Origin of the sequence: Aminobacter sp. MET-1, from assembly GCF_026521175.1 — a bacterium.
Taxonomy (GTDB): Bacteria; Pseudomonadota; Alphaproteobacteria; order Rhizobiales; family Rhizobiaceae; genus Aminobacter.
Genome location: NZ_JAMSHL010000024.1, coordinates 1 through 25926 on the forward strand (window position 1 = coordinate 1; position 25926 = coordinate 25926).

Sequence of the window (25926 nt, forward strand, 5' to 3'; positions counted from 1 at the left end):
CCCCCCCCCCCCCCCCCCCCCCCCCCCCCCCCCCCCCCCCCCCCCCCCCCCCCCCCCCCCCCCCCCCCCCCCCGCTTGTCGTCCCCTGGGGACGAATCGTCAGCCTACAGGCGTGGACCGTTACCGGCAGGGCGCCAAGTAGGTCACCGGCCTGCCGTTGCGGTCGTACATCGGGCGACCGCGACTGTCATACTGATGGTAGCGGCATTCGCCAGGAGCGGTGCCCGCGCCGATCATCGCACCGGCGAGACCGCCGATCACGGCGCCCGCAACCGTGGAGCCGGTGTTGCCGCCGATGGCCTGGCCGACAAGCGCACCGCCCGCCGCACCAATGGCGCCGCCGCCGACCGCGCGCTGCTCAGGGGTGTTACAGGCCGTCGCGGCCAATGCGACAAAAGACAAAACTGCGGCCGTAGCCAGAAAACGCGTCATGGACCCTACTCCTGAAGATTAATACCCAACGCTAGCATGACGAGAATTAGCGATCCAGCGGACTCTTATTGACATTTCGGCCGTCACGGTGCGCGCCGTGCGTCCGAAATCTGGGCGCGCGACGCCCAACTGAGGCCGTTACTCTGCCGTCACCAGCTCACGTCCGTTGCGCCGCCCGCTCGTCGCGCAGACGCTGGACCTCGCGGCGCTTGTTGACCAGCGAGGCAACGATCACACCCACGGCGACGATGGCGATCAGGATGGTGCATGCGGCGTTGATCTCGGGTGTAACGCCGAGGCGCACCTGGCTGTAGATCTTCATCGGCAGCGTCGTCGCGCCTGGACCCGAGGTGAAGCTCGAGATCACCAGATCGTCGATGGACAGCGTGAAGGCCAGCATCCAGCCCGAGATGATGGCCGGCAGGATGACCGGCAGCGTAATCTGGAAGAAGGTCTTCACCGGCGGCGCGCCGAGGTCCATCGCGGCCTCCTCGAGCGAGCGGTCGAAGGTGACCAGCCGCGACTGCACCACAACGGCGACGAAGCACATGGAGAAGGTGATGTGGGCGAGCGTCAGCGTGAAAAAGCCGCGATCGAGACCAACGGCGACAAACAGGAGCAGCAGCGACAGGCCGGTAATGACCTCGGGCATGACCAGTGGTGCGAATACCATTCCGGAAAACAGCACACGGCCGCGGAAGCGCGTGTAGCGGGTCAGCGCGAGAGCCGCGAGCGTGCCGAGTACGGTGGCGACGGTCGCCGAGATCAGGCCGACGCGGATCGTCACCCAGGCAGCGTCCATCAGACCCTGGTTCTGGAACAGCGAATAATACCATTTGGTCGAGAAGCCGCCCCAGACGGTGACGAGCTTGGATTCGTTGAAGGAGAAGATGACCAAAAGCACGATCGGCAGATAGAGGAAGGCAAAGCCGAGCACGATGGCGCTGATGTTGAAGCGGCTCCAGGTGGTGTTCATGTCAGCGCCCCTGTTCCTGGGCGCGCGCCTGCGCCTGTTGGAAGAACATGATCGGCACGACCAGCAGCAAGAGCAGGATGACGGCCACGGCCGAGGAAACCGGCCAGTCACGGTTGGAGAAGAATTCGTTCCACAGGGTCCGGCCGATCATCAGCGTCTGCGAACCGCCGAGCAAATCGGGGATGACGAACTCGCCGACGGCGGGAATGAAGACCAGAAGGCAGCCGGCGATGACGCCGGGAAGCGACAACGGGAAGGTGATCTTCCAGAAAGCGGTCATTGGCGGGCAGCCGAGGTCCTGGGCGGCCTCGATCAGCGAATAGTCCATCTTCTCCAGCGCCGAATAGAGCGGCAGGATCATGAACGGCAGGTAGGAATAAACGATGCCGATGAAGATGGCGGTGTGGGTGTTGAGGATGATCAGCGGTTCGTCGATGACGCCGATTGACTGCAGGAACTGATTGAGCAGCCCCTCGGGCTTGAGGATACCGATCCAGGCGTAGACGCGGATCAGGAAGCTCGTCCAGAACGGCAGGATGACCAGCATCAACAGCGTCGGGCGAATTGATTCCGGCGCGCGCGCCATGCCGTAGGCGATGGGATAGCCGACCAGCAGGGCCAGCAGCGTCGAGACGCCGGCGATGATCACGCTGGAAATGTAGGCGGTGTAGTAGAGCGGGTCCTCGGTAAGCCAGACATAGTTGTCGAAGCTGAACTCCCGGAACTGATCCATCAGCCCTGAAATGCCGTCTCCCAGGCCGAGGACCGGCGTGTAGGGCGGCATGGCGATCGCCGTGGTCGACAGCGAAATCTTGAAGACGATGAAGAACGGAATGAGGAAGAAAAACAGCAGCCAGACGTAGGGAACGAGGATGACCAGGCGGTTGGTGATGGCCGAGACGACGTTTTTCATCGCCCCACCTATCGCGTCAGCACGACGCCGGCATCCTGCCGGAACGAGATCCAGGCCTTGTCATCCCAGCTCAGCGGGTCCTCGGTGGCGCGGGTGGCGTTGAGCGAGCTCGCCTTGACCACCAGCCCGTCGCCGAGCTTGACGTGGAAGATGGTCATGTCGCCGAGATAGGCGATATCGTAGACTTCGCCCTCCAGCACGTTGTCGCCGCTTTCGGGCTTCCTGGACGAGACCTTGATCTTCTCCGGGCGGATGGCGAAGGCGACTTCGGTGCCTTCAGGCACTTCGCCGGCATTCGATGTGTGAATGGTCAATCCGCTGTTGCCGGCGATTGCCGTGCCGCTGCCGTTGCGGCTGGCGATCTTGCCTTCGAACATGTTGATGTTGCCGACGAAATCAGCAACGAAGCGCGAGCCGGGGGCTTCGTAGACCTCGGCCGGGGTCGCCACCTGCATCACCTCACCCTTGTCGAGGATGGCGATGCGGTCGGCCATGGTCATGGCCTCTTCCTGATCGTGGGTGACGATGACGAAGGTCAGGCCCAGCGTCTGCTGCAGGTCCATCAGTTCAAACTGGGTTTCCTCGCGCAGCTTCTTGTCGAGCGCGCCGAGCGGCTCGTCGAGCAGCAGCACCTTGGGACGCTTCGCGACGGCGCGGGCAAGGGCGACACGCTGGCGCTGGCCGCCGGAAAGCTGATGCGGCTTGCGCTTGGCGAACTGGCCAAGCTTGACCAGCTTCAGCATGTCGGCGACGCGCTTTTCGATATCGGCCTTCGGCATGCCGTCCTGCTTGAGGCCGAAGCCGATGTTCTGCTCGACCGTCATGTGCGGGAACAGCGCGTAGGACTGGAACATCATGTTGACCGGCCGCTTGTAGGGCGGGATGCCACGCAAGTCCTGCCCGTCGAGCAGGATCTGGCCCTCCGTCGGCTCCTCGAAGCCGGCGAGCATGCGCAGAAGGGTCGACTTGCCGCAGCCCGACGCGCCGAGCAGCGCGAAGAACTCGCGCTCGAAGATGGACAGCGACAGGTTGTTGACGGCGGTGAAGTCACCGAAGCGCTTGGTGACGTTCTTGAACTGAATGTAAGGCTTGGCGTCGGGCTTGTTCCAGGGAGCAAATTCCCTGCGGATATTGCCGAGCGATTTCATGTGTCTCTCCGTCCCCTTGCCCAGACGCCAAATCCCGGCGCCGATGGCGCCGGGATAGCTCTCGCCCGTTACTGTCCTGTGACGACCTTGGTCCAGCTGCGCGTGATCAAGCGCTGGGTCTTGGGGTCGTAAGGCGACACAGTGAACAGCTTCTGCAGCGTGGCATCGTCAGGAAAGATCGCCGGATCGCCGATGATGTCCTTGTCGATGAACTGCTGAGACGCCTTGTTGCCGTTGGCGTAATAGATGAAGTTGGAGGCCTTGGCCGCCACTTCCGGCCTCAGCATGTAGTTGATGAACTCCAGGGCTTCCGGCACGTGCTTGGCATCGGCCGGGATAGCCATCTGGTCAAACCACATCTCGGCACCTTCCTTCGGCACGGAATAGCCGACGACGACCCCCTGGTCGGCCTCGGCAGCACGGTCACGCGCCTGGAAGACGTCGCCCGACCAGCCGACGGCAACGCAGATATCGCCATTGGCGAGCGCGTTGATGTATTCCGACGAGTGGAACTTGCGGACGAAGGGCCGGATCTTGAGCATCGTCTCTTCGACCTTGGCAATATCCTCGGGCGAATGGCTCTCGGGGTCGATGCCGAGATAGCGCAGAACGGTCGGGATCATGTCGGTCGGCGAATCGAGCATGTAGACGCCGCAATCCTTGAGCTTGGCCATCTGCTCGGGATTGAAGACAGTGTCCCAGCTGTCGATCTTGTCGACGCCGAGCGCCTCTTTCACCTTCTTCTCGTTGTAGCCGATGCCGACCGTGCCCCACATGTAGTTCACGGAGTACTCGTTGCCGGGATCGTATTTGGCCGTACGCTCGTTGACGATGTCCCAGGTGTTGGCGAGGTTCGGCAGCTTCGACTTGTCGAGCTTCTGGAACACGCCGGCCGTGATCTGGCGGGCCAGGAAGTTTGCGGTCGGCACCACGACATCGTAGCCGCTGCCGCCGGCGAGCAGCTTGGTCTCAAGAATCTCGTTGGAATCGAAGACGTCGTAGACGACCTTGATGCCGGTTTCCTTGGTGAAGTCGTCGATGATGGAGGCGTCGATGTAGTCCGACCAGTTGTAGACGTTGACGACACGCTCCTGGGCGTTGGCAGCGGTCGCAAAAGCAGCGATGACGGCTGACGCAGCGGTCAGCCAAAGCGCTCTGCGGTTCATGACAATCTCCTTTCCTGGGCGTGCCCGTCCCGGCCGCGCCCTACTCCCTGTTCGATGTCTGATGGTGAAGGTGACGCTCGAGCGCATGACTGCGCTACGCAAAAGATCCAGCGATATTGTTCTGCGGACACCGATGGCCCGACAGTGAGACCTGGCAAGATACGCCTGACTTGTTGTTACCCTCTACTTCAGCCTGCCCGGCCGACGGTGGCGTTGTCAATGGTAAACAACAGATTGCTTAATCAGGCATCGGCATGCCGGTAACACCGGGTCTTTGAGGCTGCCGCGCCTGACGCCGAAACTCCAGCGCCAGGTGGACGAGCAAGGCGCAGAAGATGACCGCGCCGCCAATGATGGTGCGCAACGACGGCACCTCGGAATGCACCAGCCATACCCAGATCGGGCCCAGCATCGGCTCGAACGTACCGATCAGCGCGGCGACGGCAGCGGGAACGAGCCTTGCGCCGGTGGCAAAACAAGCCAGGCCCAGGCCGAGATTGACCACGCCGAAGGCAAACAGGAATCCCATGTCGTGCGGCGAGACGGAAAACACCGAAGCCTGCGAGGCGGCAAAGGTGGCGGCAATGATCGTGCCGAGGCAGGTGGCAGGGGTCATCCGCACATGGGCATAGCGGCGTGTGATGACGGTGGCGATCGAAAAGGCGACCGCAATCAGCAAGGCGAGCCCGTCGCCGACAGGCGAAACCTGGCCGCTGAACGATTCGGAGACCATGATGGCGACACCCGAAATCACGGCGGCAATCGCCAGCCAGGTTGCCAGTCCCACACGTTCGCGGAACAGCAGCCAGGCAAACAAGGCAGCCAGAAGCGGCACGCCCGCCTGCATGAGAAGGATATTGGCAACGGTGGTGTAGCTGAGGGCAACGACAAATGACGTCGAGGCGGTGGCAAAGCAGATCGCGACCAGCAGGCCGGGCAGTCCCATGTCGCGGAACAGCTTGAGTGTGGCGCGCGGACCGTCGCGCCAGGACATGAAGGCCAACAGGAAAGCCGCCGCCCAAACAGAGCGCCAGAACACCACCGTCCAGCTGTCCGGCGTCTCGATGAACCGGCCGATGGCGCCGCCGAGGCTCCACATCAACGCCGACAGGAACACCAGCAGCACGCCGAGGCGATAGTCGCGATGCGAAGCCGCTGCGCCGACGGCCGGTCCCAATTGTTGTGCTGACGCCTGTCCGCTCATCCGTGATATCGCCATGTTTCGAGGCGGTTGCGGATCGGCCGCACACCTAGCCGCCAATAGTCGCGCCGTTGGGTTTTTGCGAGGTCCAGCGTGCTCATCTCATTAGGTCACTCGAATAAGCCTCAGCCGTATCACCAGGCGCTGCTATTTCCTATTGACCTCAATATTAGTTGAGGTTTTACAGACCGGGCTCCCACTCGAATCCGATTTGGAGAGCCCACCGGAATGTCTCAGAAAATCAAGCTCGGCGTGATCTATGGCAGCGCCCGCGAAGGTCGCTTTTGCGACACCGTCGTCAATTGGGTGGCAACGGAGATCCGAGGCAATGGCCGCTTTGCCGTCGATTTCTTCGATCCCCGCGACCTCGCGCAGGACCACACAGGCATCGGACGACGGCTTGACGACGCCGATGCCTTTGTCATCGTCACGCCGGAGTACAATCACGGCTACACTGCCGATCTCAAGGCGCTGATCGATACCTATTCCACGCCCTGGCAGGTAAAGCCGCTCGCCTTCGTTTCGTATGGCGGCATTTCCGGGGGCTTACGCGCTGTGGAGCAGCTCAGGCTTGTCTTCGCCGAACTCCACGCTGTGGCCATCCGCGACACGGTGAGCTTCGTTACTCCCTGGCGCAGGTTCGGCGCCGATGGCGCGCTGGCCGACCCCAAGGACACGCAAAAGGCCATGGCGACGCTGCTTGGGCGCCTTCACTGGTGGGCGACAATCCTTCGGGATGCGCGCACGGCCAAGCCTTTTCAGGAGGTCGCGGCATGACCATGGTCCAGCACATCAAGCCAGCCGCGATCGAGGTCGAGGCGCGCAGACATACCGGCCGCAATACCACACTGCTGCTGGCAAGCACGCTCACCATCATGTCGGGCGCGACGATCTCGCCGTCGCTGCCGGCCATCGAGAGCCACTTCGCCGACAGTGACAATGTCGAGATATTGACCCGGCTGGTCCTGACGCTGCCGGCGCTGTTCATCGTTATCTGCGCGCCATTTGCCGGAGGTGCCGCCGACCGCTTCGGCCGGCGCCCGCTGCTCATCGCCGCGGCTGCGCTCTATGGGCTGGGCGGCATGTCGGGCCTGATCGCAGATTCGCTCGCGGGCTTGCTGGTTGGCAGGGCATTGCTTGGTATCGCCGTTGCCGGCGTCATGACCACGGCCACCGCCCTTGTCGGCGACTATTTCAGCGGCCCCGCGCGCGACCGCTTTATGGGCCTGCAGTCGTCCTTCGTCGGCATCGGCGGGCTGGTGTTCCTCACGGCGGGCGGACTGCTGGCCGAACTGCACTGGCGCGCGCCGTTTGTTGTCTACGGGCTGTCGCTGGCGCTGATCCCCGCGGTGCTCGCCTTCATCGACGAACCGTCCCGGAACAGGTCTCATGTCTCCACGGCATCCGGCGGTGCTGGCCACACGGCATGGTTTGCCATCGCAACTGTCTACCTGCTTGCGATACTCAACAGCGTCGCTTTCTACCTGATCCCGACGCAGTTGCCCTTCTATCTCAATCATCTCGGCGTCGGCTCACCGACCATGACCGGACTGGCGATCGGGCTGGGCAATGTCATCGGCGCCATTGTCTCGCTGTCTTATGCGCGGCTGCGCGCCAGGCTCGGTGTGGTCGGGGTGTTTGCTGTCGCCTTCGGCCTGACTGGCACCGGATATGCATTGATCGGCCTGGCGTCGTCGTTGCCGGCGGTGCTCGCGGCCGCGGCGGTTGTCGGCCTGGGCCTCGGCATGATGATGCCCAACATAGCCGGTGCTGCCATGGCGGCGGCGGCGCCCGAGATGCGCGGGCGCATTGCCGGCGGCATGACGGCCAGCATTTTCGCCGGCCATTTCATCTCGCCCTTCGTCAGCCAGCCGATGATCGCCAATTTCGGCTTCTCATCGACCTACTTCTCCGCCGGTCTTGTCGTCGGCGGCATCGCAGTGCTTGGCGGAGCAGTGGCAATCCTCCGCGCAAGCACCGGCAGGGGCAAGTGAGATCAACTGAAGCTGGTCGGGGCAGTCCCTACTCGGCCTGCTTCGCCAGCCTCAGCACCTCCGACATGACCGTATCTTCGCCAGCGGCATAGCTGGCAAAGGTTTGGGTAACCTGAACCGTGGGCAGCAGAGAGCCGGCCGCAGTGCCGTAGAAGTAGTTCAGGAAGAAACACGTGCCTACCTGTGACAGCCGGCAGCCATTCTCCCAATCATGGTAGGCGGTCGTGTAGCGGAAGGAGATCCCGGAATTGGGCATGATCGTCGTGCCGCCCTCTCCCCACATCTGGCCAGTGTCCCCCATCTCCTCGCCGATCAGCACTGCGCGCTCGCCGGCATAATATTTGAGCCGCGACGCGATGCTGATTGCCGCCGAGAACGTATTGCCGCTGGTCAGGATGAATATCCGGCCATTCGACACGACCTCCGGCAGCAAACGCGAAAAATCATTGGCGAGCATATAGTTGCCCCCAGGACTGAACCGCAGGTCCACGACGGCATGCCTGACCTCTCGCTTGCCAGCCTCTTCAAGCACGTCCGCCAGATAGTCGGACATCAGGACCGGCTCCTGGTCGCGGAACCGGTTGAGCTGCACGTAGAGGATATTGTCGGCTTCGAGATAGGCGTGCCAGAAATTCTGGTCGGGACGCGAGAGATAGTTCGGCGTTTCCTTGCCGTCCAGAACGTGAACCCATCCGGCATCGCTCTCGTTCCGTGCAACCGGGCTTAGGTCTCGCTTGGGCCAGACGGTCCTGGCCGCAAGCTTGCCTTCGCCTGGCGCTGCGGCGAACGTGCGCCCGATCTCGGAGCCGTCGGCCTTGCGAAAGCGAAATGCGCTTTCTGTCGGCTTGTCCGCCAGCTTGGCGGCGTGCAGCAGTTCCGGCGAGATCATGAGGTTCGGCGAGAGCTCCCGCGCATACTGGCCTGTACCGCCAATGTATGGGCGCAACGCTTGGGCCAACTCATCGGGCGATCGGCCATTCGCCGTCAGCACCTGCGCGCCGAGAAGATCGCGATGCTCCGATGTGGCGCGGACAACGAAAAGACCATCGGAGAACCAGCCGAGACGCAGCGGGACGGCATTGAAGCCTTGTCCACCGGCAAGACCGAGCACGTTGGTATGGCCATTCCGGGCAAGGGCAACCGCCTTCGCCGCCCCCATCGCCAGTGCTGGCCGGTCGAGTTGGGCAGCGCGGGCCGAAAGTTCGTCGACTGACTGGGCAAACGCTGCACTGGTTTCAGCCGTAAAGCTGCGCTCCACCTGCGGCATGTTGCGAAGATGGGCCAAGTCCTGCGTATTCTTGTCAGCCTGCGTATCGCCGGCGGATGGAGGCGCTGCCCGATATGACCTGAATGTCGGGTACAGGATCAAGCTGAGTGGCAGCACAACGACGACCAACACAGCCAAGACAGCAAGCACCCCGCGTTTCAGCCATCGCCTCCACTTGCTTTCTGAACTTGAGTTACTCATTCATCCGCCTCTGAATACTTGTTGATCCCCATTCTGGGCCAGCACATGGGTGCACTGCGAACAGCATTCAATTACCTGGGGCATCAACCCTTTGCCCGATGCGCCTGGGAGGGTGGAAAGGCTTGGCGCACAAGGGCCAGCCACATTGCCGCAGGGGGCGTTGCACCACGAGTTCGATGACCGAGGCATTGCATTAACCAACGAAGCCGCAGCGCTAATGTGGAAACGGATCGTCAAGGTTTGCATACATATGAACGGACAGCTTTTGGGGATTGCATATGCTGACCGTGCTCAACTGCCTTGTCATCGCACATGACTACCGCTTCGTCGCCGCAGCGCTGACCATCTGTGCCATCGGCTGCACCGTTTCGATGCGGCTGTTTGCGCGTGCGCGCAGCGTCGAGCGGGCAAGGCATGCCGCACTGCTGTTCATGGCCGGCCTGGCCGGCGGCATGACGATCTGGACGACACATTTCCTGGCGATGCTGGGCTTCACGCCTGAAGTGGAGCACGGCTTCGAGCCGATCTACACGCTGGTGTCGCTGGCAGTCGCCATCGCTACCTCGACCTCCGGTCTGTTCTTTGCGGCAAGCCGCAAGACCGGGCCGATGGTGGAATTTGGCGGCTTCATCCTGGGCAGCGGCATCGCGTTGATGCATTTCCTCGGCATGGCCGGTTTCGTCGTCGCCGGCAAGGTCGACTACGACCCGACGCTTGCCGTCGTCTCCATCGTCGGCGGCGCAGTTTTCGGCATGCTCGCCACCAACCGCATCGCCGATGGCAAGGGCCGCAACGGCCTCATCGCCGGTATCGTCGCATTGATCCTCGGCATCGGTTTCATGCATTTCACCGCCATGGGCGCCGTGCAGATCGCGCCTGACCCACGGGTGATCGTGCCGACACAGATCCTGTCGGATGCAGTCATGGCAATCATGGTTGCGTCCGTGACCATACTGGTGGTGCTGCTGGGCGCTGCGACGCATCTGGCCGAAGAGCAGGGCGAGAAGGAAGCCGTGGCGCACTATCGCCACCTGGCGCTGCACGATCCCTTGACCGGCCTGCCCAACCGCGCCGCAGTGCAGGACGCGTTGCCGCGCCTGCTCAAGGAAGCGGCGGGAACGTCGCTCGCCATCATCGCCATCGACCTCAACCGCTTCAAGGAAATCAACGACGTCTACGGCCATGCGGCGGGCGACGCCGTGTTGAACCAGACGTCGGAGCGCATGCGCGCAGCCCTTGCACCGGGCGAATTCTTCGCCCGTATCGGCGGCGACGAGTTTATGGCCGTCAAGCCGTTCACGCGGGAAAACGAGGTCGAGGAATTCGCCGCCCGCATCGCCGACGCGTTCGCGCGCCCCAACGAACTCGGCAAGGCCAGCTTCCAGACCAGCGCCAGCATCGGCATCGCGGTTTACCCCAGAGATGGCGACAACATCGACGAGCTGACCATGCGCGCCGACCTCGCCATGTATCGCTCGAAGAAGAGCCAGAGCGGCGCCTGGTGCTGGTACGACGCGGATGCCGACGAGGACGGCCGCCGCCGCGGCCTGATCGCCATAGGCCTGCGCAGTGCTGTGATGGAAGACACCCTGCGCCTGGTGTTCCAGCCGCAGATCTCGATGAAGCAGCGCGAACTGCTCGGTTTCGAGGCGCTGCTGCGCTGGACGAGCCCGCAGCTGGGCGAAGTCTCGCCGTCGGAATTCATCCCGGTTGCGGAGCAGACCGGCATCATCGTCGGCATCGGCGATTGGGTGCTGCAGGCAGCCTGCCGCGAGGCAACGTTGTGGCCGGAGCATCTGGGCGTGGCCGTCAACGTCTCGCCGGTGCAGCTGACGCGGCCGAATTTTGGCGACCGGCTGAAGCAAATCCTCGACGAGACGGGTCTCGCGCCCTCGCGCCTGGAGGTCGAGATCACTGAGACCGCGCTGATCGAAAACCCCGGCCAGGCACTGCTGATCCTGCGCCAGATCAAGGCAATGGGCGTACGCGTCGCCATGGACGACTTCGGCACCGGCTACTCGTCGCTGTCGACGCTGTTCTCGTTCCCCTTCGACAAGATCAAGGTGGATCGCACCTTCCTCAAGGCGCTCGGCAGGCAAGCACAGGCAACCAGCGTCATCGAGACGGTGATCGAGCTTGGCCACAAGCTGTCGATCCCGGTGCTGGCGGAAGGCGTGGAGACGGACTTCCAGGCGGCGTTCCTGAAGGATCGCCGCTGCGACGAAGCGCAGGGCTTCCTCTATGGCAAACCGCTTGATTCCAATGCCGCCCGCTCCATTGCCAAGACCGGCATCGACAAGGAAGCACAGGCGGCGGTCGCCCGGCTGATCGCCTGACCACTACTGGAAGTCGAAGGCGGAAAGTCCAGTCACCATCTCGTCGAGGCCGAGCGGCCGAGTGACCGGAGGCTCGGCGCGTGAGAGGCAGCCGGAACGCTCGCACAGCCGGCAGGCAGGCCCGACGGGGGTTGCCGCAACCATGCCCGGCTTGCCGCCGACGGCCGCAGCCGGCAACGCCGCGCCATAAACGATCTCGTCACGGAAGGCGATATCGCAGCCAAGCAGTATGGCGGTTCGGCGCGGACGCTCGCTGAACGCGCCCTGCGGGCCTTCGAGCGTGCGGGCAACGGTGAGGAACTCGGCACCGTCAGGCATTTCCACCGCCTCGACGAAGATCTGGCCGGGTTGGGTGAAAGCCGCATGCACGGGCAGCTTGGGACAGCCGCCGCCGAAGCGGCTCTGCGGAAAGCCCTGGGCGCCCGCCTTGCGGAAGCGGTTGCCGGCGTTGTCGACCTCGAGCATGAAGAATGGCACGGCCGACGCACCGGATCGCTGGAGCATGGTCAGCCGGTTGGCCGCCTGCTCGAACGATACGCCAAAACGTGAGCGCAGCACGTCGACATCGTAGCGGGCGCGCTGGGCGGCCGAGTGGAACGCCTGGTAAGGCATCATCAGAGCATGCGCGGCATAGCGACCGAGTTCGAAGCGGGCCAGGCGCTTGGCTTCGTCAGACGACAGTTTCAGCCCCTGGATTTCTGCCGCCACCGCCACCTGCATGCGGATCAGGCTCGCCTCCATTGCGACCTCGCGCAACTGGTCGAAGGGCGACAGGCGCTCCGACAGGAACAGGCGCTGCGAATGGCGGTCGTAGCGGCGGCGCCAGTTGGGCATGGTGGCGACAGGCAGCACCTTGACGACGATACCGTGCTCGCGTCGCAGCCAGCCCTTCAGCGCGCCGAACAGATCGTCGCCCGGGTCGAGCAGCGTCGTGAAGGCCTCGGCTTCCTCCTCCAACGAGTTGAAATGATTGGGCCGGCGCTCGAAGACCTCGTGGACCTCGTCGATTGGCAGCCGGGCGCCCGACAGCGCCGTCGTATGCCCCTCGCGCGCCAACAACTCCGTCAGGTCGGACAGCCGCTCGGCCTGCTCGCGATAGGCGCGGAACAGCTTGATCACCGCGGCCGCAGCATTGGGCGCGGCCTCGGCGATCTCGACCAGTTCCTGGTCGCCGGGCAACTCACCCGACAAAAGCGGGTCGGCGAAAACCTCGCGAAGTGCTGCTATCGACCCCCTCGCCTCGCCTTGCAGCTCGTCGGGGTCGACCTTGTACACCGAGGCCAGCTTGAGAATAAGCTGCACGGTCAGCGGTCTCTGGTTGCGCTCGATGAGGTTGAGATAGGACGGCGAAATGCCCAACCCCTCGGCCATGGCCGTCTGGGTCAGCCCCTTCTGGTTGCGGATGCGCCGGATGCGCGGTCCGGCGAAGATTTTCTGCTCTGCCATTGGCTTTTACACCATCTTTACAACGAAAGGAGGGGGATTTCCCCACCCGTCCTTTTACATTATTTACAAATTTACAGCGCCCTCCTGTCAAACGCAACACAGGTTTTCCCTATTGTCAGGCGTATTTTGTTGAATTTTCTAGCTGCTTCGGCACCGCAATGTAAAACAAGTCACATGGAAATCGCCGACAAGCTCCCAAGAGGCAGCGGCTTCCACCAAACGGTTTTTACAGAGCGGAGTCGACAATGACCGATTTTTACAACCTCGTCCCCTCGGCCCCCGAAGGTCGCTTCGACGGCATCGAGCGCCCCTATTCGCCGGAGGACGTGAAGCGGCTGCGCGGCTCCGTCCAGATCAAGCAGACGCTCGCCGAGATGGGCGCCAACCGCCTGTGGAAGCTGATCCACGAGGAAGATTTCGTCAACGCGCTGGGCGCCATGTCGGGCAACCAGGCGATGCAGCAGGTCCGCGCCGGCCTGAAGGCCATCTACCTCTCGGGCTGGCAGGTCGCAGCCGACGCCAACACCGCATCGGCCATGTACCCCGACCAGTCGCTCTACCCGGCCAACGCTGCACCCGAACTGGTCAAGCGCATCAACCGCACGCTGCAGCGCGCCGACCAGATCGAGACCTCCGAAGGCAAGGGTCTGTCGGTTGATACCTGGTTCGCTCCGATCGTGGCCGACGCTGAAGCCGGCTTCGGCGGTCCGCTCAACGCCTTCGAGATCATGAAGGCCTTCATCGAGGCGGGTGCCGCAGGCGTCCACTTCGAGGATCAGCTGGCTTCGGAAAAGAAGTGCGGCCATCTCGGCGGCAAGGTGTTGATCCCGACCGCGGCCCACATCCGCAACCTGAACGCCGCGCGTCTCGCAGCCGACGTGATGGGCACATCGACGCTGATCGTCGCCCGCACCGACGCCGAGGCCGCCAAGCTTCTGACCTCCGACATCGACGAGCGCGACCAGCCCTTCGTCGACAAGGATGCCGGCCGCACGGTGGAAGGCTTCTATCAGGTCAAGAACGGCATCGAGCCGTGCATTGCCCGCGCCATCGCCTACGCTCCGTTCTGCGACCTGATCTGGATGGAGACCGGCAAGCCGGACCTCGCCCAGGCCAAGAAGTTCGCCGAGGCCGTGCACAAGGCACATCCGGGCAAGAAGCTGGCCTACAACTGCTCGCCATCATTCAACTGGAAGAAGAACCTCGACGACGCGACGATCGCCAAGTTCCAGCGCGAGCTGGGTGCGATGGGCTACAAGTTCCAGTTCATCACGCTGGCTGGCTTCCACCAGCTCAACTTCGGCATGTTCGAGCTGGCCCGCGGCTACAAGGATCGCCAGATGGCCGCCTATTCGGAGCTGCAGGAGGCGGAATTCGCAGCCGAGGTGAACGGCTACACCGCGACCAAGCACCAGCGCGAAGTCGGCACCGGCTACTTCGACGCCGTGTCGATGGCGATCACCGGCGGCAAGTCTTCGACGACCGCGATGCATGAATCGACCGAACACGAACAGTTCCGCCCGGCGGCCGAATAGGCCTGGGGCACAAGCGACAGCTCCGGAGGCACAACAGCCTCCGGACACCAGCCAGAGGAACGCCCCGCAGGGGCACAGGCAACACTCCGAGGAGAACCACAATGGCACCGCGCACCCGTGTCAAGGAACGAGCCGAAGAACAGGCGACCACGATGAGCGCCGACCAGCAGGCCGTGATCCGCATCGTCGCCAACGACCTGCACCGGCTGAACCAGTCGGTCATGAAGGCGGTCGAGGCAGGCGTGTCGGTGGAACTGGTCCGCTCGGCCCGTCACCATGGGGGCAACGGCAACTGGGGTGATCTGCTGATCCCCGTCATAGTCACCCAGCAGCCGCACGGCTAACCCTTCCGGCATGCCCCCACGGAACCCGTCCGCAGCCCTGCTGCGGGCGGGTTCTGTGTTTTCGGGGGACAAGCTCGTGCGATCCGCCCCCTCTACGACTAAAGTCGAATGCCGTTTCCCGACCTGCGCTTGACACTTCGCATACATGACGCGAACGTAAGAGACCGAACGCAACCACGCATTGAACAACGCCCCCCCAGAGCAGTCGGTAGCGCCAATGAAACGGAATGAACCAAATCCGGGCCGCGGCCCGGACGAGATTTCGCGCATGCGGGACCCGCAGGCTCCGCGCTCTGCCGACCTCCATCAGGTGCTCGTGGTCGGACGCTCGCCAATCAACCGTGTCGTCGTCGCCAAGATCGTCGAACGCTCGGGGCTGAAACCCGTGGCAGAAGGCCCTGATACGGCGGCGGCCGCGCTGCACAAATTCGCCCCGGGCACCGTCATCCTCGACGGCGGCAGCGACAACAGGGACTGCGACGGGCTGATGGCGTCGATCATGTCGCTCAGGCTCGAGACCGGCACCAGGCTGCCGTCGGTGATCCTGTTGTCGACCAAGCCGGGCACACCCGAAAGCCTGTCGCTGTCGAGCGCCGTCGACATCGTGATCGCCAAGCCGATCACGCCCGAGCGGCTGCAGCCCGTCGTGGAAAGACTCGTCGGCCGAGCCTGAGCTACAGGTTGCGGATCAATTCCGACAGTTCGCCGAGATGCCGGAGCTTGCGGAAGCGTTCGGCTGCAGTCGGTTCATCGACATGCTCGTAGGCCCAGGTCAGGTCGTGGGGAATGTAGACGCCCCAACTGCCCGCCTCGATCGCCGGCACGACGTCGGACTTCAGTGAATTGCCGATCATCATGCTTCGGGCCGCCCCATCGCCATGGCGGGCGAAGATGCGCTCATAGGTCGGCTTCGACTTGTCGCTGACGATCTCGACGGCGTTGAAGAAATCGCCGAGCCCCGACTGCGCCAGCTTGCGCTCCTGGTCGAACAGGTCGCCCTTGGTGATCAGCACCAGGCGATAGCGTCCGGCGAGCGCTTCCAGCGTGTCGTGGACATGGGGCAGTGTTTCGATCGGGTGGCTCAGCATGTCGCGGCCGGCGGCGAGGATCTGCCTGATGACATTGGCAGGGACACGACCGTCGGTGACTTCGATGGCGGTCTCGATCATCGACAGGGTGAAGCCCTTGATGCCGAAACCATAAGCGCCAAGGTTGCGCTTCTCGGCCTCCAGCAGCCGCGCCTTCAGCTGTTCTTCCTCGCCATGTTCTGCCAGCAGTTCGGCGAAGTGCTTTTCCGTCATGCGGAAGAACTGCTCGTTCTGCCAAAGCGTGTCGTCGGCGTCGAATCCGATAGTGGTGAGGTCGCGGGGGGCTGATGTCATGGCCGTGCTCTAGGCCGAAAATCGGGCAAAAACCAGCTTATCGGCGTCAGAATCCAAGCAGAATCGGCCACTTGCCCCCCTTTTCTTATTTCATGGGGCACGGCTATACTCGGCAATCTGCAACGACAATCTGGTGAATGATGCCGCCTGCAAAGAAGGAAGTCCGTCCGACCACTCGGGGGGCTCGCGCCCGCACGCCCGCTTTTGTGAAGAACAAGCGTGGCGTCAAGAACTGGAAGGAAGCCTCCGAATGGCTCGAATGGCGCGGTATCGAAGACATAGAGTGCATCACGCCTGACCAGGCCGGCGTTGCCCGCGGCAAGATGATGCCGTCGAGCAAATTCACCTCCAACACGTCGCTGGCGCTGCCATCGGCGCCGTTCATGATGACGATCTCGGGCGACTACCCGGAGAACGGCAACGGCTTCGAATATCCTGAAGACGATGGCGACCTGAAGCTGGTGCCCGATCTCTCGACGCTGTCCGTGGTGCCGTGGGAGGACGATCCGACCGCGCAGGTGATCTGCGACCTCGTCCACCAGGACGGACGCAACGTCGAGTTCACGCCACGCAACGTGCTGAAGCGCGTGGTGGCGGCTTATGACAAGCTCGGGCTCAAGCCCGTGGTCGCGCCGGAAATCGAGTTCTACCTCGTTCGCAAGAACCCGGATCCGGATTATCCGCTGACCCCGCCGGTCGGACGCTCTGGCCGCCCCATCGGTGGCGGTGCCGGCTATTCGATTGCCGGCGTCAACGAATTCGACGAACTCATCGATGACATCTACCATTTCTCCGAGGCGCAGGGCCTGGAGATCGATACGCTGATCCACGAAGAAGGTGCCGGCCAACTCGAGATCAACCTGCGTCACGGCGACCCGATCGAACTCGCCGACCAGGTGTTCATGTTCAAGCGCACGATCCGCGAGGCGGCGCTGAAACACGACACCTATGCCACCTTCATGGCCAAGCCCATCCAGGGCCAACCAGGCTCGGCGATGCACATCCACCAGTCGATCGTCGACAAGAAGACCGGCAAGAACATCTTCACCGCCGAGGACGGCGCGGAGACGGAAGCCTTCACCCACTTCATCGGCGGCATGCAGAAGCATGTGCCGAACGCGCTGGTGATGCTTGCTCCCTACGTCAATTCCTACCGCCGGCTGACCCAGGCTGCGTCAGCCCCCGTCAACAACAAATGGGGCTACGACAATCGCACCACGGCCTTCCGCGTGCCCCGATCGGACCCGGCCGGGCGGCGTGTCGAAAACCGCATCCCGTCCTCGGACGCCAACCCCTATCTCGCACTCGCGGCATCACTGGCCTGCGGCCTGATCGGCATGAACAACAAGCTGCCGGCCGAGCCGCCCGTCCTGACCACGGCCAACGAGGACGAGATCGACCTGCCGCGCGGCCTGCTGGAGGCCGTCGACCTGTTCGAGGCAGACGACGAACTGGCGACCATGCTCGGCAAATCCTTCGCCTCGACCTACGCGGCCATCAAGCGTGCCGAGTTCGAGACCTTCATGGAAGTGATCAGCCCGTGGGAGCGTGAGTACTTGTTGCTCAACGTGTGAAGGAAGAAGCGAATAGCGAGTAGGGAATAGAAGCGCTGATATCCCTATTCGCTACTCACTGTTCCCTGTTCGCTACCTGCAATCCCGGAACCCTCTCCGCATCATGCCCTATCAGTCTCCCATTTCCCCCGGTGTGTCCTGGTACGAAGACACCTCTGGTCCGCGCCCCGAATATCCCGTTCTCGACGGTGACAGGCAGGCCGACGTCGTCATCATAGGCGGCGGCTTCACCGGCCTGTCGGCTGCCGTGCATCTCGCCAAATCCGGCACCAATGTCGTGCTGATCGAGGCCTGTCGCTTCGGCGACGGCGCTTCGGGCCGCAATGGCGGCCAGATGGGCACGGGCCAGCGGGCCTGGGCCGAAGAACTCGAAAGCGACTACGGTCTCACCCGCGCCAAGGCGTTGTTCGACTTCGCCGAAGAGGCCAAGGCGCACCTGCTCGAATTTTCGGCCGCCAACGATATCGACATCGACTACGTGCCTGGCCAGATGTCGGTGGCGCACAAGCCGCGTTATGTCGACGACTACAAGGCCCATGCCGAGATCATGGCGAGCCGCTTCGATTATCCGCATATCGCGTTCATGGATGCGCAGGAAACGGCTGAGCGCTTGGGCTCGACGCATTATTATGGCGGCACGCGCGACAGCGGAACCGGCCATATCCACCCGCTCAAGCTAGTCATCGGAACGGCCCGCGTCGCGGCCGCTGCTGGCGCACATATCTTCGAGAAGACACCGGCGACCGGTATCACCTCGCAGGGCGGCAAGGTTGTGGTGACGACCGCGCGCGGAACCATTACCGCCCAAAAATGCCTGATCGCGACCAACGCTTATGGCGGCAAGCTCGAGCCGATCAGCGCCTCCCACATCATGCCGATCGGCTCCTTCATCGGCGCAACGGTGCCGTTGGGTTCGAATTCATCGGTCATTCCCGGTGGCGAGTCGGTCGACGATTCCCGCTTCGTGGTGCGCTATTTCCGCAAGTCGACGGATGGCCGGCTGCTGTTTGGCGGACGCGAGATCTACGCGGTCAACGATCCCAAGGACATCCATATCCACATCCGCAAGCAGATCACCGAGATCTACCCGCAACTGAAGGACGTGGAGATCACCCATGGCTGGGGTGGCTATGTCGGCATCACCGTGCCGCGCAAACCCTTTGTCCGCGAGGTGATGCCGAATGTCATTTCTGTCGGCGGCTATTCCGGCCACGGCGTGATGCTGTCCAACTTCTTCGGCAAACTCTACGCCGAAACCGTGACCGGCAACCGCAACCGGCTGAAACTGATCGAGGAGCTGAAGATTCCACCTTTCCCCGGCGGCCGTCGCTTCCGCGCGCCGCTGCTGTTTCTCGCGCTCAACTGGTTTGCCCTTAGGGACCGGATCTAAGGCTGGTAAAGCAGGAGCCGCCTAAGAAGCGGCGCCTGCCTCGACTTTTGCCAGCGCAAGCTGGATGCGGACGCGTGCGCCGTGCCATGGGCCTGACAGGATGTCGATGCGGCCGCCGTGCAGACGGGCGATTTCGCGGGCCAGATTGAGCCCAAGCCCGGCGCCGCTGGAGCGCGGCCTCAGGCGATAGAACGGCTCGAAGACACGCTCGTGCTCGCTGTCGGGAATGCCGGGCCCGTCGTCGCGGATTTCGATGCCGGCAGTGGCGTCGACCAGCACCGATATCGTGCCTGAGGCGCCACCGTGGTCAATGGCGTTGCGCAGCAGGTTGGCGATCGCCTGATGTATCTGCGAGGGCCTGATTTCGACCCAAACCGGCGCGGCCGCGGGTTCGAAGGACAGGTCGTAGCCGGCGCCAATCGCAAGTGCCGCAAAATCGGCCGTGATGTTGCGGACGAAATCGACCAGATCTACGCGCTCGAGCGGCCCGGAGGCGTAGTCCAGCACCTGCCTGTCCAGCAGTTGCTGGGCCAAGTTCGACAACCGTTCGATGTCCTTGAGCAGCCGCCTGCTCTCGGGATCGTCGCGCAGGAGTTCGGCCCTGGTGCGCAGGATGGCGATGGGCGTACGCAGTTCGTGGGCGGCGTCGGTGAGGAAGCGGTTGCGCCGGTCGTAACCTTCGCCGAGGCGAGCGAGCGCATTATTGAAGGCGTCGACCAGCGGTGCGATTTCGGTCGGTACCTGCTCGGTCGGCAGTTGCACAGCACGGTTGTCGATATCGATGTGCTTGGCCTGACTGGCGGTGGCAACGAGGCCAGCCAGCGAGCGGCGCACCACCGCAGGTGTTGTGACCAGCGTCGTCACGCCCATGACGATGATGATCGGTGACAGCATGATCAGCACGACGATTGCCAATATGGGAACGACCCGGATCCAGATCGGGCTTCCATCAGGATAACGTGCAACGTCGAAATCGGCATCGATGTTGATCTCGAGGCCGTCGGTCTGGCCACGCGACGAGACAGTGGAGGCAACGATCTGCGCGCGGCCAGCGCGGGTGTCGACATTGCGCAGCATCGCCTCGGGCAGATTCAGGCCCTTCTTGAAGGCGAGCACTGCCTTGTCGATGCCCTTCAACAGATCGCCCGTATCCTTGGCATAGGCGTCGGGGACTTCACCCTGGCGCAGCACCTCGCCCTTGTCGTTACGGGCAATGAACCAGAGATGCGGAAAATCCTGGCGGAACGTCCGCAGCTCCGGGGTGTCGTCGACCACGAGCTTTCCATCCGGATCGCGCTTCAATGCCTCGGCAATCAGGCCGATCGCCGCCTCGTTGTCGACGATCAGACGAGGCTGGGCAATGAAGAGCACCGCGCAAAGCAGCGCGATGAAGGCGATCAGCATCGCCGCCTGCAGCAGGATGAGGCGGCGGACAAGGACCCACTGCAGCGATCGCCGGCGAGGCTTGCTCATGCGGTGGCGCGCAGCAGGTAGCCGAGGTTTCGGATGGCGCGGATCTCGACCCCGGCCGAGACCTCCTCCAGCTTGCGGCGCAAGCGCGAGACATGGGCGTCGAGCGCGTTGGAGCCGATCTCGTCGTCCATGGCATAGACCGACTCTTCCAGCGTGGCACGCAGCACCGCCCGACCGGGCCGGCGGATCAGCGCCTCCAGCGCCAGCTGCTCGCGCCGCAACAGTTCCAGCGGCCTGTCGCCGACAGTCGCCTCGTGGTGGCCGAAATCGTAGGTCAACCGGCCAACCACCACCTGTTCGGCCCTCGACACCACTGGACGGCGGTAGAGCGCGCGCAGCCGCGCCATCAGCTCTTCCATGGCAAAGGGCTTGGACAGATAGTCGTCGGCCCCTGCGTTGAGGCCGACGACGCGGTCGTTGATGCTGCCGAGCGCCGTCAGCATCAGGATCGGCGCTTCGACCCGCAAGGCGCGCAGCTTGGGGATCAGGTCCAACCCTTCGCCGTCGGGCAGGCGGCGATCGAGCACGACGGCATCATATTGGCCGAACTCGGCTGCGGCCTCGGCGTCGGCAATGGTCGCCACATGGTCGACGATGACGTTGCGGCGCTCCAGTGCGGTCTTCAGCACCGAGGCCATTTCCGGTTCGTCCTCAAGCAGCATGATGCGCATGTGCACGTTCCTTCACGAGATGGCCTTCATGGGCAGATGGCGTGCCGTGCCCGCCGTGTCATACGCCTGGACGGATCAAGGTTCTTGGCCCAGTTACTCGCATTCGAGTTTCGGCTGGCGGAAATTGGTGACGTACCAGCGGCCACCCGAATTGCGCGCATAGAAGGTGTAGAAGCACTCCTGCTCCTCGACATAGCCGGGCGTGGTGGTCTCTTCATAACGGGTGCCGCGCCTTGTGTCCCTGATCTCGCCACTGGTCGAGCCGGAGACGACATTGGTCGACACCTTGCGCCATTGATAGGCGCGCTCGCCGCGACCGAGCTCGAGAACGGCGATCGGCGGACCGTAGTCGATGATGACAGATTCGACCGGCTGGCCGATGTAGCTCTTCATCATGTCGGACGCGCAACCGGCAAGGATGGCTGCGGCGGCGACCAAAGCGGCGCCTGCCAGGCGACGGGCATTGCAGAAAGGCATGTTTCACCCCGGTGCTGTTTGTCAGTCCGGCAGCTAGCCGCGCAAGATTGCACAGACATTGCAAGCAGCGAAGCAAACGCTCCGCCACAGCTTTTGCGGGAACCTTTTTTCGAAAACCGGCATCCAATGGCTGAAACCGCCGCGTCGTGCGGTGGCACTCAGCAGGGAGATATCGATATGAAAATGGTCCCCTTCGCACTCGCCGTTTTGCTGGCCGGGTCGTTTCCGGTGCTTGCCGCCGATGTCGGCAAGGCCCCGCCTCCCGGAGCCTTCAAGGCGGTGAGCAGCCTGGTCAAGCTGCCCGACTTCCTGCCCGGCATGGGCCAGCTGTTCGTCGACCCGGCGACGCTGCCGGCGGGTCCCTTCCTTGCTTATGACCATGGCGGCAAGCTGGTCAGCACCATCTACATGCTGCCGATCAAGGACCTCAATCCGAACAAGCGCTTCGACGACCTGTCGTCGCCGGGCGGCAATGTCGACCACGTCAGCGTCTATTACAATGCCGGCCACCCAGGAGTGGAGGAGCCGCATGTCCATGTCGTGCTATGGCATGTGAGCAAGACCGACGAGGCACGGGTGGCCAAATGAGCCTCACGCGCAGAGCGATGATCGAAGCCGGCGGGGGCCTTTTCTTCGCCGTGCTTCTGGCGCGGCCGGCATTCGCTGTCGGCCCCTCCGTCGAAATCGAAATGCGCGGCAAGGACGATGGCGCGCATGTGTGGTTCGATCCTTGGGGCGTTCGCATAGAGCCGGGCCAGACGGTGCGCTGGACGAACCACGATCCGGCGAATTCACACACCACGACATCCTATCACCCTGATGTCTTCGACCGGCCGCTGCGCATTCCCGCCGGCGCCAAGCCGTGGAACTCGGACTATCTGCTGCCGGGCCAATCCTTCGCCGTGACCCTGACTGTACCAGGGGTGTATGATTACTACTGCGTGCCGCACGAACATGCGGGCATGGTCGGCCGCATCGTCGTTGGAACGCCGCCGCAGTCTGCGCCCGCAGCGGTCGACCCGACGCTGACACCGCTGCCTGATATCGCATTGAACGGGTTTCCCGATGTCCAGGACATCATCGCAAAGGGCGTGATCCGCCGCAGTTGAGCACCGGCTCGCGGCAAGGGAGATGGCCATGCAGATCGCAACACTGCACAAGCCGATCGACGTGGAAGGCCTCGACGACAAAGAGCTCGTGACGCTCGCCCGCAGCGGCGGCGAGAGCGCCATCCGCGTATTGATCAAGCGCAACAACCAGCGCCTGTTCCGTGCCGCCCGCGCGGTCGTGCGTAACGACGCGGAAGCGGAGGACGTGGTGCAGGAGGCCTATGTTAAAGCCTTCACAAGGCTGGACAGCTTCAAGGGTGACGCAGCGTTCTCGACCTGGCTGACGCGGATCGCGCTCAACGAAGCGCTGGGCCGCATCCGCCGTCGGCGACCGGCCGACAACATCGAAGACCTCGAAACCAAAGCGGCGGCGGATGGAGGCCGCGTGGTCATGTTTCCAACGTCTCTGACGCCGCCCGATGCCGATGCAGAGACCGGGCGCAGCCAGGCACGGGAACTGCTCGAGGATGCCATCGACGAACTGCCGCAGATTTTCCGCGTCGTCTTCATCCTGCGCGACGTCGAGGAACTCAGCGTCGAGGAAACGGCCTCGCAGCTGTCGCTGAGGCCGGAGACGGTGAAGACGCGCCTGTTCAGGGCGCGCCGGCTGATGCGCTCGGCAATCGAAAGGCGACTGTCGGCCGGCTTTGCCGAACTGTTCCCGTTCAATGGCTGGCGTTGTGAAAACATGGCCGAGCGGGTGGTGGACCGGCTGCGCGGCGCCTGAGCCGGCTCCCACGGCTACCGACCGACGATGACGGACCGGCTCAGCGTATTTCCCGCAATGCCTATGCCGAAACCAGCGGCAGCTGGATGCGGATGCGCGCGCCACGCCACGGCCCCGACAGGATGTCGATGCGTCCGCCATGCAGGCGGGCGATCTCGCGCGCCAGATTGAGGCCGAGGCCGGCACCGTGGGAACGCGGCTTGAGCCGGTAGAACGGTTCGAAGACGCGTTCGTGTTCGTCCTTGGGGATGCCGGGGCCCTCGTCGCGGATCTCGATGCCGCCTGTTGCATCGACCACCACGGAAATCGTGCCGCTGCCGCCGCCATGGTCGATGGCGTTGCGCAGGAGATTGGTGATCGCCTGGCGGATCTGCGAGGGCCTGACCTCGACCATGACCGGGCCTGCCGCCGGCTCGAACGACAGATCATAGCCGGCGCGGAAAGCCAGCGGAGCGAAGTCGGCAGTAATGTCGCCGACGAAGCCGACCAGATTGATCGCCTCGCGCGAGCCGGTCTGATAGTCCAGCACCTGCCGGTCGAGCAGTTGCTGGGCGAGCTGGGAGAGACGTTCGATATCCTGGACCAGATGGCGGCTCTCTGGATCGTCGCGTAGAAGTTCTGCCCTGGTGCGCAGGATGGCAATCGGCGTGCGCAGCTCGTGGGCGGCGTCGGTGAGGAAGCGGTTGCGCCGATCGTAGCCTTCGCCAAGACGGGCAAGCGCCAGGTTGAAGGCGTCGACCAGCGGCGCGATCTCGTTGGGCACCTGGGCGGTGGGCAGTTGCACCGCACGGTTGTCGATGTCGATATCCTTGGCCTGACTTGCGGTGGCGACAAGGCCAGCGAGCGAGCGCCGCACCACTGCAGGGGTGGTGACCAGCGTGGTCACGCCCATGACGATGAAGAAGGGCGCCAGCATCAGCACCAGGATCATCGCCAGCACCGGCCCCATGTCGTACCAGGCGAAGGTGCCGTCGGGATTGCGGGCACCATCGAGGCCAAGATTGAAGTTGAGCTCGGGCCCCTGCTCCACGCGCGAATGGATCGTCGAGACAAGAATCTGGACGCGGCCGGCAGGACCGTTCCGGTTGGCCACGAAGGCGTCCGGCCGTACATCCACCGCCGGAAAATACAGCCAACTGTGGTCCAGCGTCATCGGAACGCGGACGGCCGCGTCGGTGAACGCATCCGGCACCTGGCCAAGGACGAATGCCTCATCCTTGGCGTCGCGCACGATGGCCCAGACATTCGGGAAGCTGGCGCGTAATGCGGTAACGTCAGAAGTTTCCTTGACGACAAGCTTCCGGGAGGCGTCGCGGTCTACGGCCTCCGCAATCACGTTGGCGGCATTCTCATTGTCGCTGATGACGCGCGGCTCCAGCATGAACGCCACGATCCACAGCAGCACGACGAAGAGCGACAAAGTCGCCGCCTGAAGCAGGATCAGGCGACGGACAAGATGCCACTGGAGCGACCGCCCCTTCATTCCACCGCCCTCAGCAGGTAGCCCAGGTTGCGGATCGCCCGGATCTCGACGCCGGCATCGGCCTCGTCGAGCTTACGGCGCAGGCGCGACATGTGGGCATCCAGAGCATTGGAGCCGATCTCGTCGCCGAGCGCGTAGACATGTTCCTCAAGGGTGGCGCGGAGAACCGTCCGTTCAGGGCGGCGCATCAAGGCCTCAAGTACCAGTAGCTCGCGCCGCGGGAGATCGAGGACCTTTTCTGAGACAAGGGCTTCGCAATGCTCGAAGTCGAAAGTCAGCTGGCCGACAATCGCGTGATTTGCCTGCGATACGACTGCCCGTCGGCGCAAGGCCCGCAGCCGCGCCATCAGTTCCTCGACGGCGAAAGGCTTGGTCAGATAGTCGTCGGCGCCCGCGTCGAGCCCGGCGACCCGGTCGTCAAGCGCACCGAGGGCCGTCAGCATCAACACGGGTGCGGTGATCCTCATCGCCCGCAGCTTCGGAATCAGGTCCAGGCCTTCGCCGTCCGGCAAGCGACGGTCGAGCACGATCGCGTCATAGGTACCAAGCTCGGCAATCGCCAGCGCGTCGGCCAGGTTGGGGGCATGGTCGACAACGACCTGCCGGCGCTTGAGGGCGGCCAGCAAGGTCGAGGCCATCTCTGGTTCGTCCTCGACGAGAAGGATACGCATTTCCAGGCTC

25 protein-coding genes are annotated in these 25926 nt (G+C 63.4%); 11 read left to right on the forward strand and 14 right to left on the reverse strand.

Annotation, left to right across the window (positions count from 1 at the left end):
- Positions 1 to 120 precede the first annotated feature (120 nt).
- The 6 genes from NDO48_RS24510 to NDO48_RS24535 form a co-directional block, all read right to left on the reverse strand.
- Complete coding sequence (locus tag NDO48_RS24510; RefSeq protein WP_018426591.1) at positions 121 to 432, reverse strand: hypothetical protein; 312 nt, start codon at positions 430 to 432, stop codon at positions 121 to 123.
- Between the two features lie 157 nt (positions 433 to 589).
- Entirely contained in the window at positions 590 to 1408 is an 819-nt protein-coding gene (locus tag NDO48_RS24515; protein ID WP_018426590.1) for an ABC transporter permease, read from the reverse strand.
- A 1-nt stretch (position 1409) separates the two neighbouring features.
- Positions 1410 to 2321 (reverse strand): ABC transporter permease subunit, encoded by a 912-nt coding sequence (locus NDO48_RS24520; RefSeq protein WP_018426589.1) that lies wholly within the window; start codon positions 2319 to 2321, stop codon positions 1410 to 1412.
- Positions 2322 to 2329: 8 nt separating this feature from the next.
- Entirely contained in the window at positions 2330 to 3469 is a 1140-nt protein-coding gene (locus NDO48_RS24525) for an ABC transporter ATP-binding protein (RefSeq protein WP_018426588.1), read from the reverse strand.
- 68 nt (positions 3470 to 3537) lie between these two features.
- Complete coding sequence (locus tag NDO48_RS24530) at positions 3538 to 4635, reverse strand: polyamine ABC transporter substrate-binding protein (protein WP_018426587.1); 1098 nt, start codon at positions 4633 to 4635, stop codon at positions 3538 to 3540.
- A gap of 238 nt (positions 4636 to 4873) precedes the next feature.
- Positions 4874 to 5839, reverse strand: coding sequence for a DMT family transporter (locus NDO48_RS24535; RefSeq protein WP_026226914.1), 966 nt, complete (start codon positions 5837 to 5839; stop codon positions 4874 to 4876).
- A 225-nt stretch (positions 5840 to 6064) separates the two neighbouring features.
- Between NDO48_RS24535 and NDO48_RS24540 the strand changes: the two genes are divergently transcribed.
- Entirely contained in the window at positions 6065 to 6613 is a 549-nt protein-coding gene (locus tag NDO48_RS24540; RefSeq protein ID WP_018426585.1) for an NADPH-dependent FMN reductase, read from the forward strand.
- Entirely contained in the window at positions 6610 to 7830 is a 1221-nt protein-coding gene (locus NDO48_RS24545) for an MFS transporter (RefSeq protein WP_018426584.1), read from the forward strand. The genes NDO48_RS24540 and NDO48_RS24545 overlap by 4 nt, the downstream gene beginning before the upstream one ends.
- A 28-nt stretch (positions 7831 to 7858) precedes the next feature.
- On the opposite strand, the gene NDO48_RS24550 is transcribed toward NDO48_RS24545, so the two are convergent.
- Positions 7859 to 9115 carry a hypothetical protein gene (locus tag NDO48_RS24550; RefSeq protein ID WP_157632686.1) on the reverse strand — a complete coding sequence of 419 codons (1257 nt, stop codon included), beginning with the start codon at positions 9113 to 9115 and terminating at the stop codon, positions 7859 to 7861.
- 461 nt (positions 9116 to 9576) lie between these two features.
- On the opposite strand from NDO48_RS24550, the gene NDO48_RS24555 reads away from it, so the two are divergent.
- Positions 9577 to 11634, forward strand: coding sequence for a putative bifunctional diguanylate cyclase/phosphodiesterase (locus NDO48_RS24555; protein ID WP_018426582.1), 2058 nt, complete (start codon positions 9577 to 9579; stop codon positions 11632 to 11634).
- Positions 11635 to 11637: 3 nt separating this feature from the next.
- On the opposite strand, the gene NDO48_RS24560 is transcribed toward NDO48_RS24555, so the two are convergent.
- On the reverse strand, positions 11638 to 13080 hold the full coding sequence (locus NDO48_RS24560; RefSeq protein WP_018426581.1) for a helix-turn-helix domain-containing protein: 1443 nt from the start codon (positions 13078 to 13080) through the stop codon (positions 11638 to 11640).
- A gap of 245 nt (positions 13081 to 13325) precedes the next feature.
- Here NDO48_RS24560 and aceA point away from each other — a divergent pair, with 245 nt between their 5' ends.
- The 3 genes from aceA (at position 13326) to NDO48_RS24575 (ending at position 15632) form a co-directional block, all read left to right on the forward strand.
- On the forward strand, positions 13326 to 14615 hold the full coding sequence (gene aceA / locus NDO48_RS24565) for an isocitrate lyase (protein WP_018426580.1): 1290 nt from the start codon (positions 13326 to 13328) through the stop codon (positions 14613 to 14615).
- 101 nt (positions 14616 to 14716) lie between these two features.
- Positions 14717 to 14959, forward strand: coding sequence for a hypothetical protein (locus tag NDO48_RS24570; RefSeq protein ID WP_018426579.1), 243 nt, complete (start codon positions 14717 to 14719; stop codon positions 14957 to 14959).
- Between the two features lie 217 nt (positions 14960 to 15176).
- Entirely contained in the window at positions 15177 to 15632 is a 456-nt protein-coding gene (locus NDO48_RS24575) for a response regulator (protein ID WP_018426578.1), read from the forward strand.
- A 1-nt stretch (position 15633) separates the two neighbouring features.
- On the opposite strand, the gene NDO48_RS24580 is transcribed toward NDO48_RS24575, so the two are convergent.
- Positions 15634 to 16341 (reverse strand): HAD family hydrolase, encoded by a 708-nt coding sequence (locus tag NDO48_RS24580; protein ID WP_018426577.1) that lies wholly within the window; start codon positions 16339 to 16341, stop codon positions 15634 to 15636.
- Positions 16342 to 16478: 137 nt separating this feature from the next.
- On the opposite strand from NDO48_RS24580, the gene NDO48_RS24585 reads away from it, so the two are divergent.
- Both NDO48_RS24585 and NDO48_RS24590 read left to right on the forward strand, forming a co-directional pair.
- Complete coding sequence (locus NDO48_RS24585; protein WP_018426576.1) at positions 16479 to 17915, forward strand: glutamine synthetase family protein; 1437 nt, start codon at positions 16479 to 16481, stop codon at positions 17913 to 17915.
- A gap of 103 nt (positions 17916 to 18018) precedes the next feature.
- On the forward strand, positions 18019 to 19305 hold the full coding sequence (locus tag NDO48_RS24590; protein WP_018426575.1) for an NAD(P)/FAD-dependent oxidoreductase: 1287 nt from the start codon (positions 18019 to 18021) through the stop codon (positions 19303 to 19305).
- A gap of 21 nt (positions 19306 to 19326) precedes the next feature.
- Here the strand turns inward: NDO48_RS24590 and NDO48_RS24595 are convergent, their stop codons facing one another.
- The 3 genes from NDO48_RS24595 to NDO48_RS24605 form a co-directional block, all read right to left on the reverse strand.
- Entirely contained in the window at positions 19327 to 20778 is a 1452-nt protein-coding gene (locus tag NDO48_RS24595; protein WP_018426574.1) for a sensor histidine kinase, read from the reverse strand.
- Positions 20775 to 21449, reverse strand: coding sequence for a response regulator transcription factor (locus NDO48_RS24600; RefSeq protein ID WP_018426573.1), 675 nt, complete (start codon positions 21447 to 21449; stop codon positions 20775 to 20777). Before NDO48_RS24600 ends, NDO48_RS24595 begins: the two co-directional genes overlap by 4 nt.
- A gap of 93 nt (positions 21450 to 21542) precedes the next feature.
- Positions 21543 to 21926, reverse strand: coding sequence for a hypothetical protein (locus NDO48_RS24605; protein WP_018426572.1), 384 nt, complete (start codon positions 21924 to 21926; stop codon positions 21543 to 21545).
- A gap of 177 nt (positions 21927 to 22103) precedes the next feature.
- On the opposite strand from NDO48_RS24605, the gene NDO48_RS24610 reads away from it, so the two are divergent.
- The 3 genes from NDO48_RS24610 to NDO48_RS24620 are packed head-to-tail and all read left to right on the forward strand — an operon-like array spanning position 22104 to position 23762.
- On the forward strand, positions 22104 to 22514 hold the full coding sequence (locus NDO48_RS24610; protein ID WP_018426571.1) for a DUF5602 domain-containing protein: 411 nt from the start codon (positions 22104 to 22106) through the stop codon (positions 22512 to 22514).
- Entirely contained in the window at positions 22511 to 23035 is a 525-nt protein-coding gene (locus tag NDO48_RS24615) for a plastocyanin/azurin family copper-binding protein (protein WP_026226908.1), read from the forward strand. The genes NDO48_RS24610 and NDO48_RS24615 overlap by 4 nt, the downstream gene beginning before the upstream one ends.
- Positions 23036 to 23057: 22 nt before the next feature.
- Positions 23058 to 23762 (forward strand): RNA polymerase sigma factor, encoded by a 705-nt coding sequence (locus NDO48_RS24620; RefSeq protein WP_018426569.1) that lies wholly within the window; start codon positions 23058 to 23060, stop codon positions 23760 to 23762.
- Positions 23763 to 23823: 61 nt separating this feature from the next.
- Here NDO48_RS24620 and NDO48_RS24625 read toward each other — a convergent pair whose 3' ends face one another.
- Positions 23824 to 25245: a sensor histidine kinase gene (locus NDO48_RS24625; protein ID WP_018426568.1), complete on the reverse strand. Its 1422-nt coding sequence runs from the start codon at positions 25243 to 25245 to the stop codon at positions 23824 to 23826.
- Positions 25242 to 25916 (reverse strand): response regulator transcription factor, encoded by a 675-nt coding sequence (locus tag NDO48_RS24630; RefSeq protein ID WP_267322568.1) that lies wholly within the window; start codon positions 25914 to 25916, stop codon positions 25242 to 25244. Before NDO48_RS24630 ends, NDO48_RS24625 begins: the two co-directional genes overlap by 4 nt.
- Between the last annotated feature and the right edge of the window lie 10 nt (positions 25917 to 25926).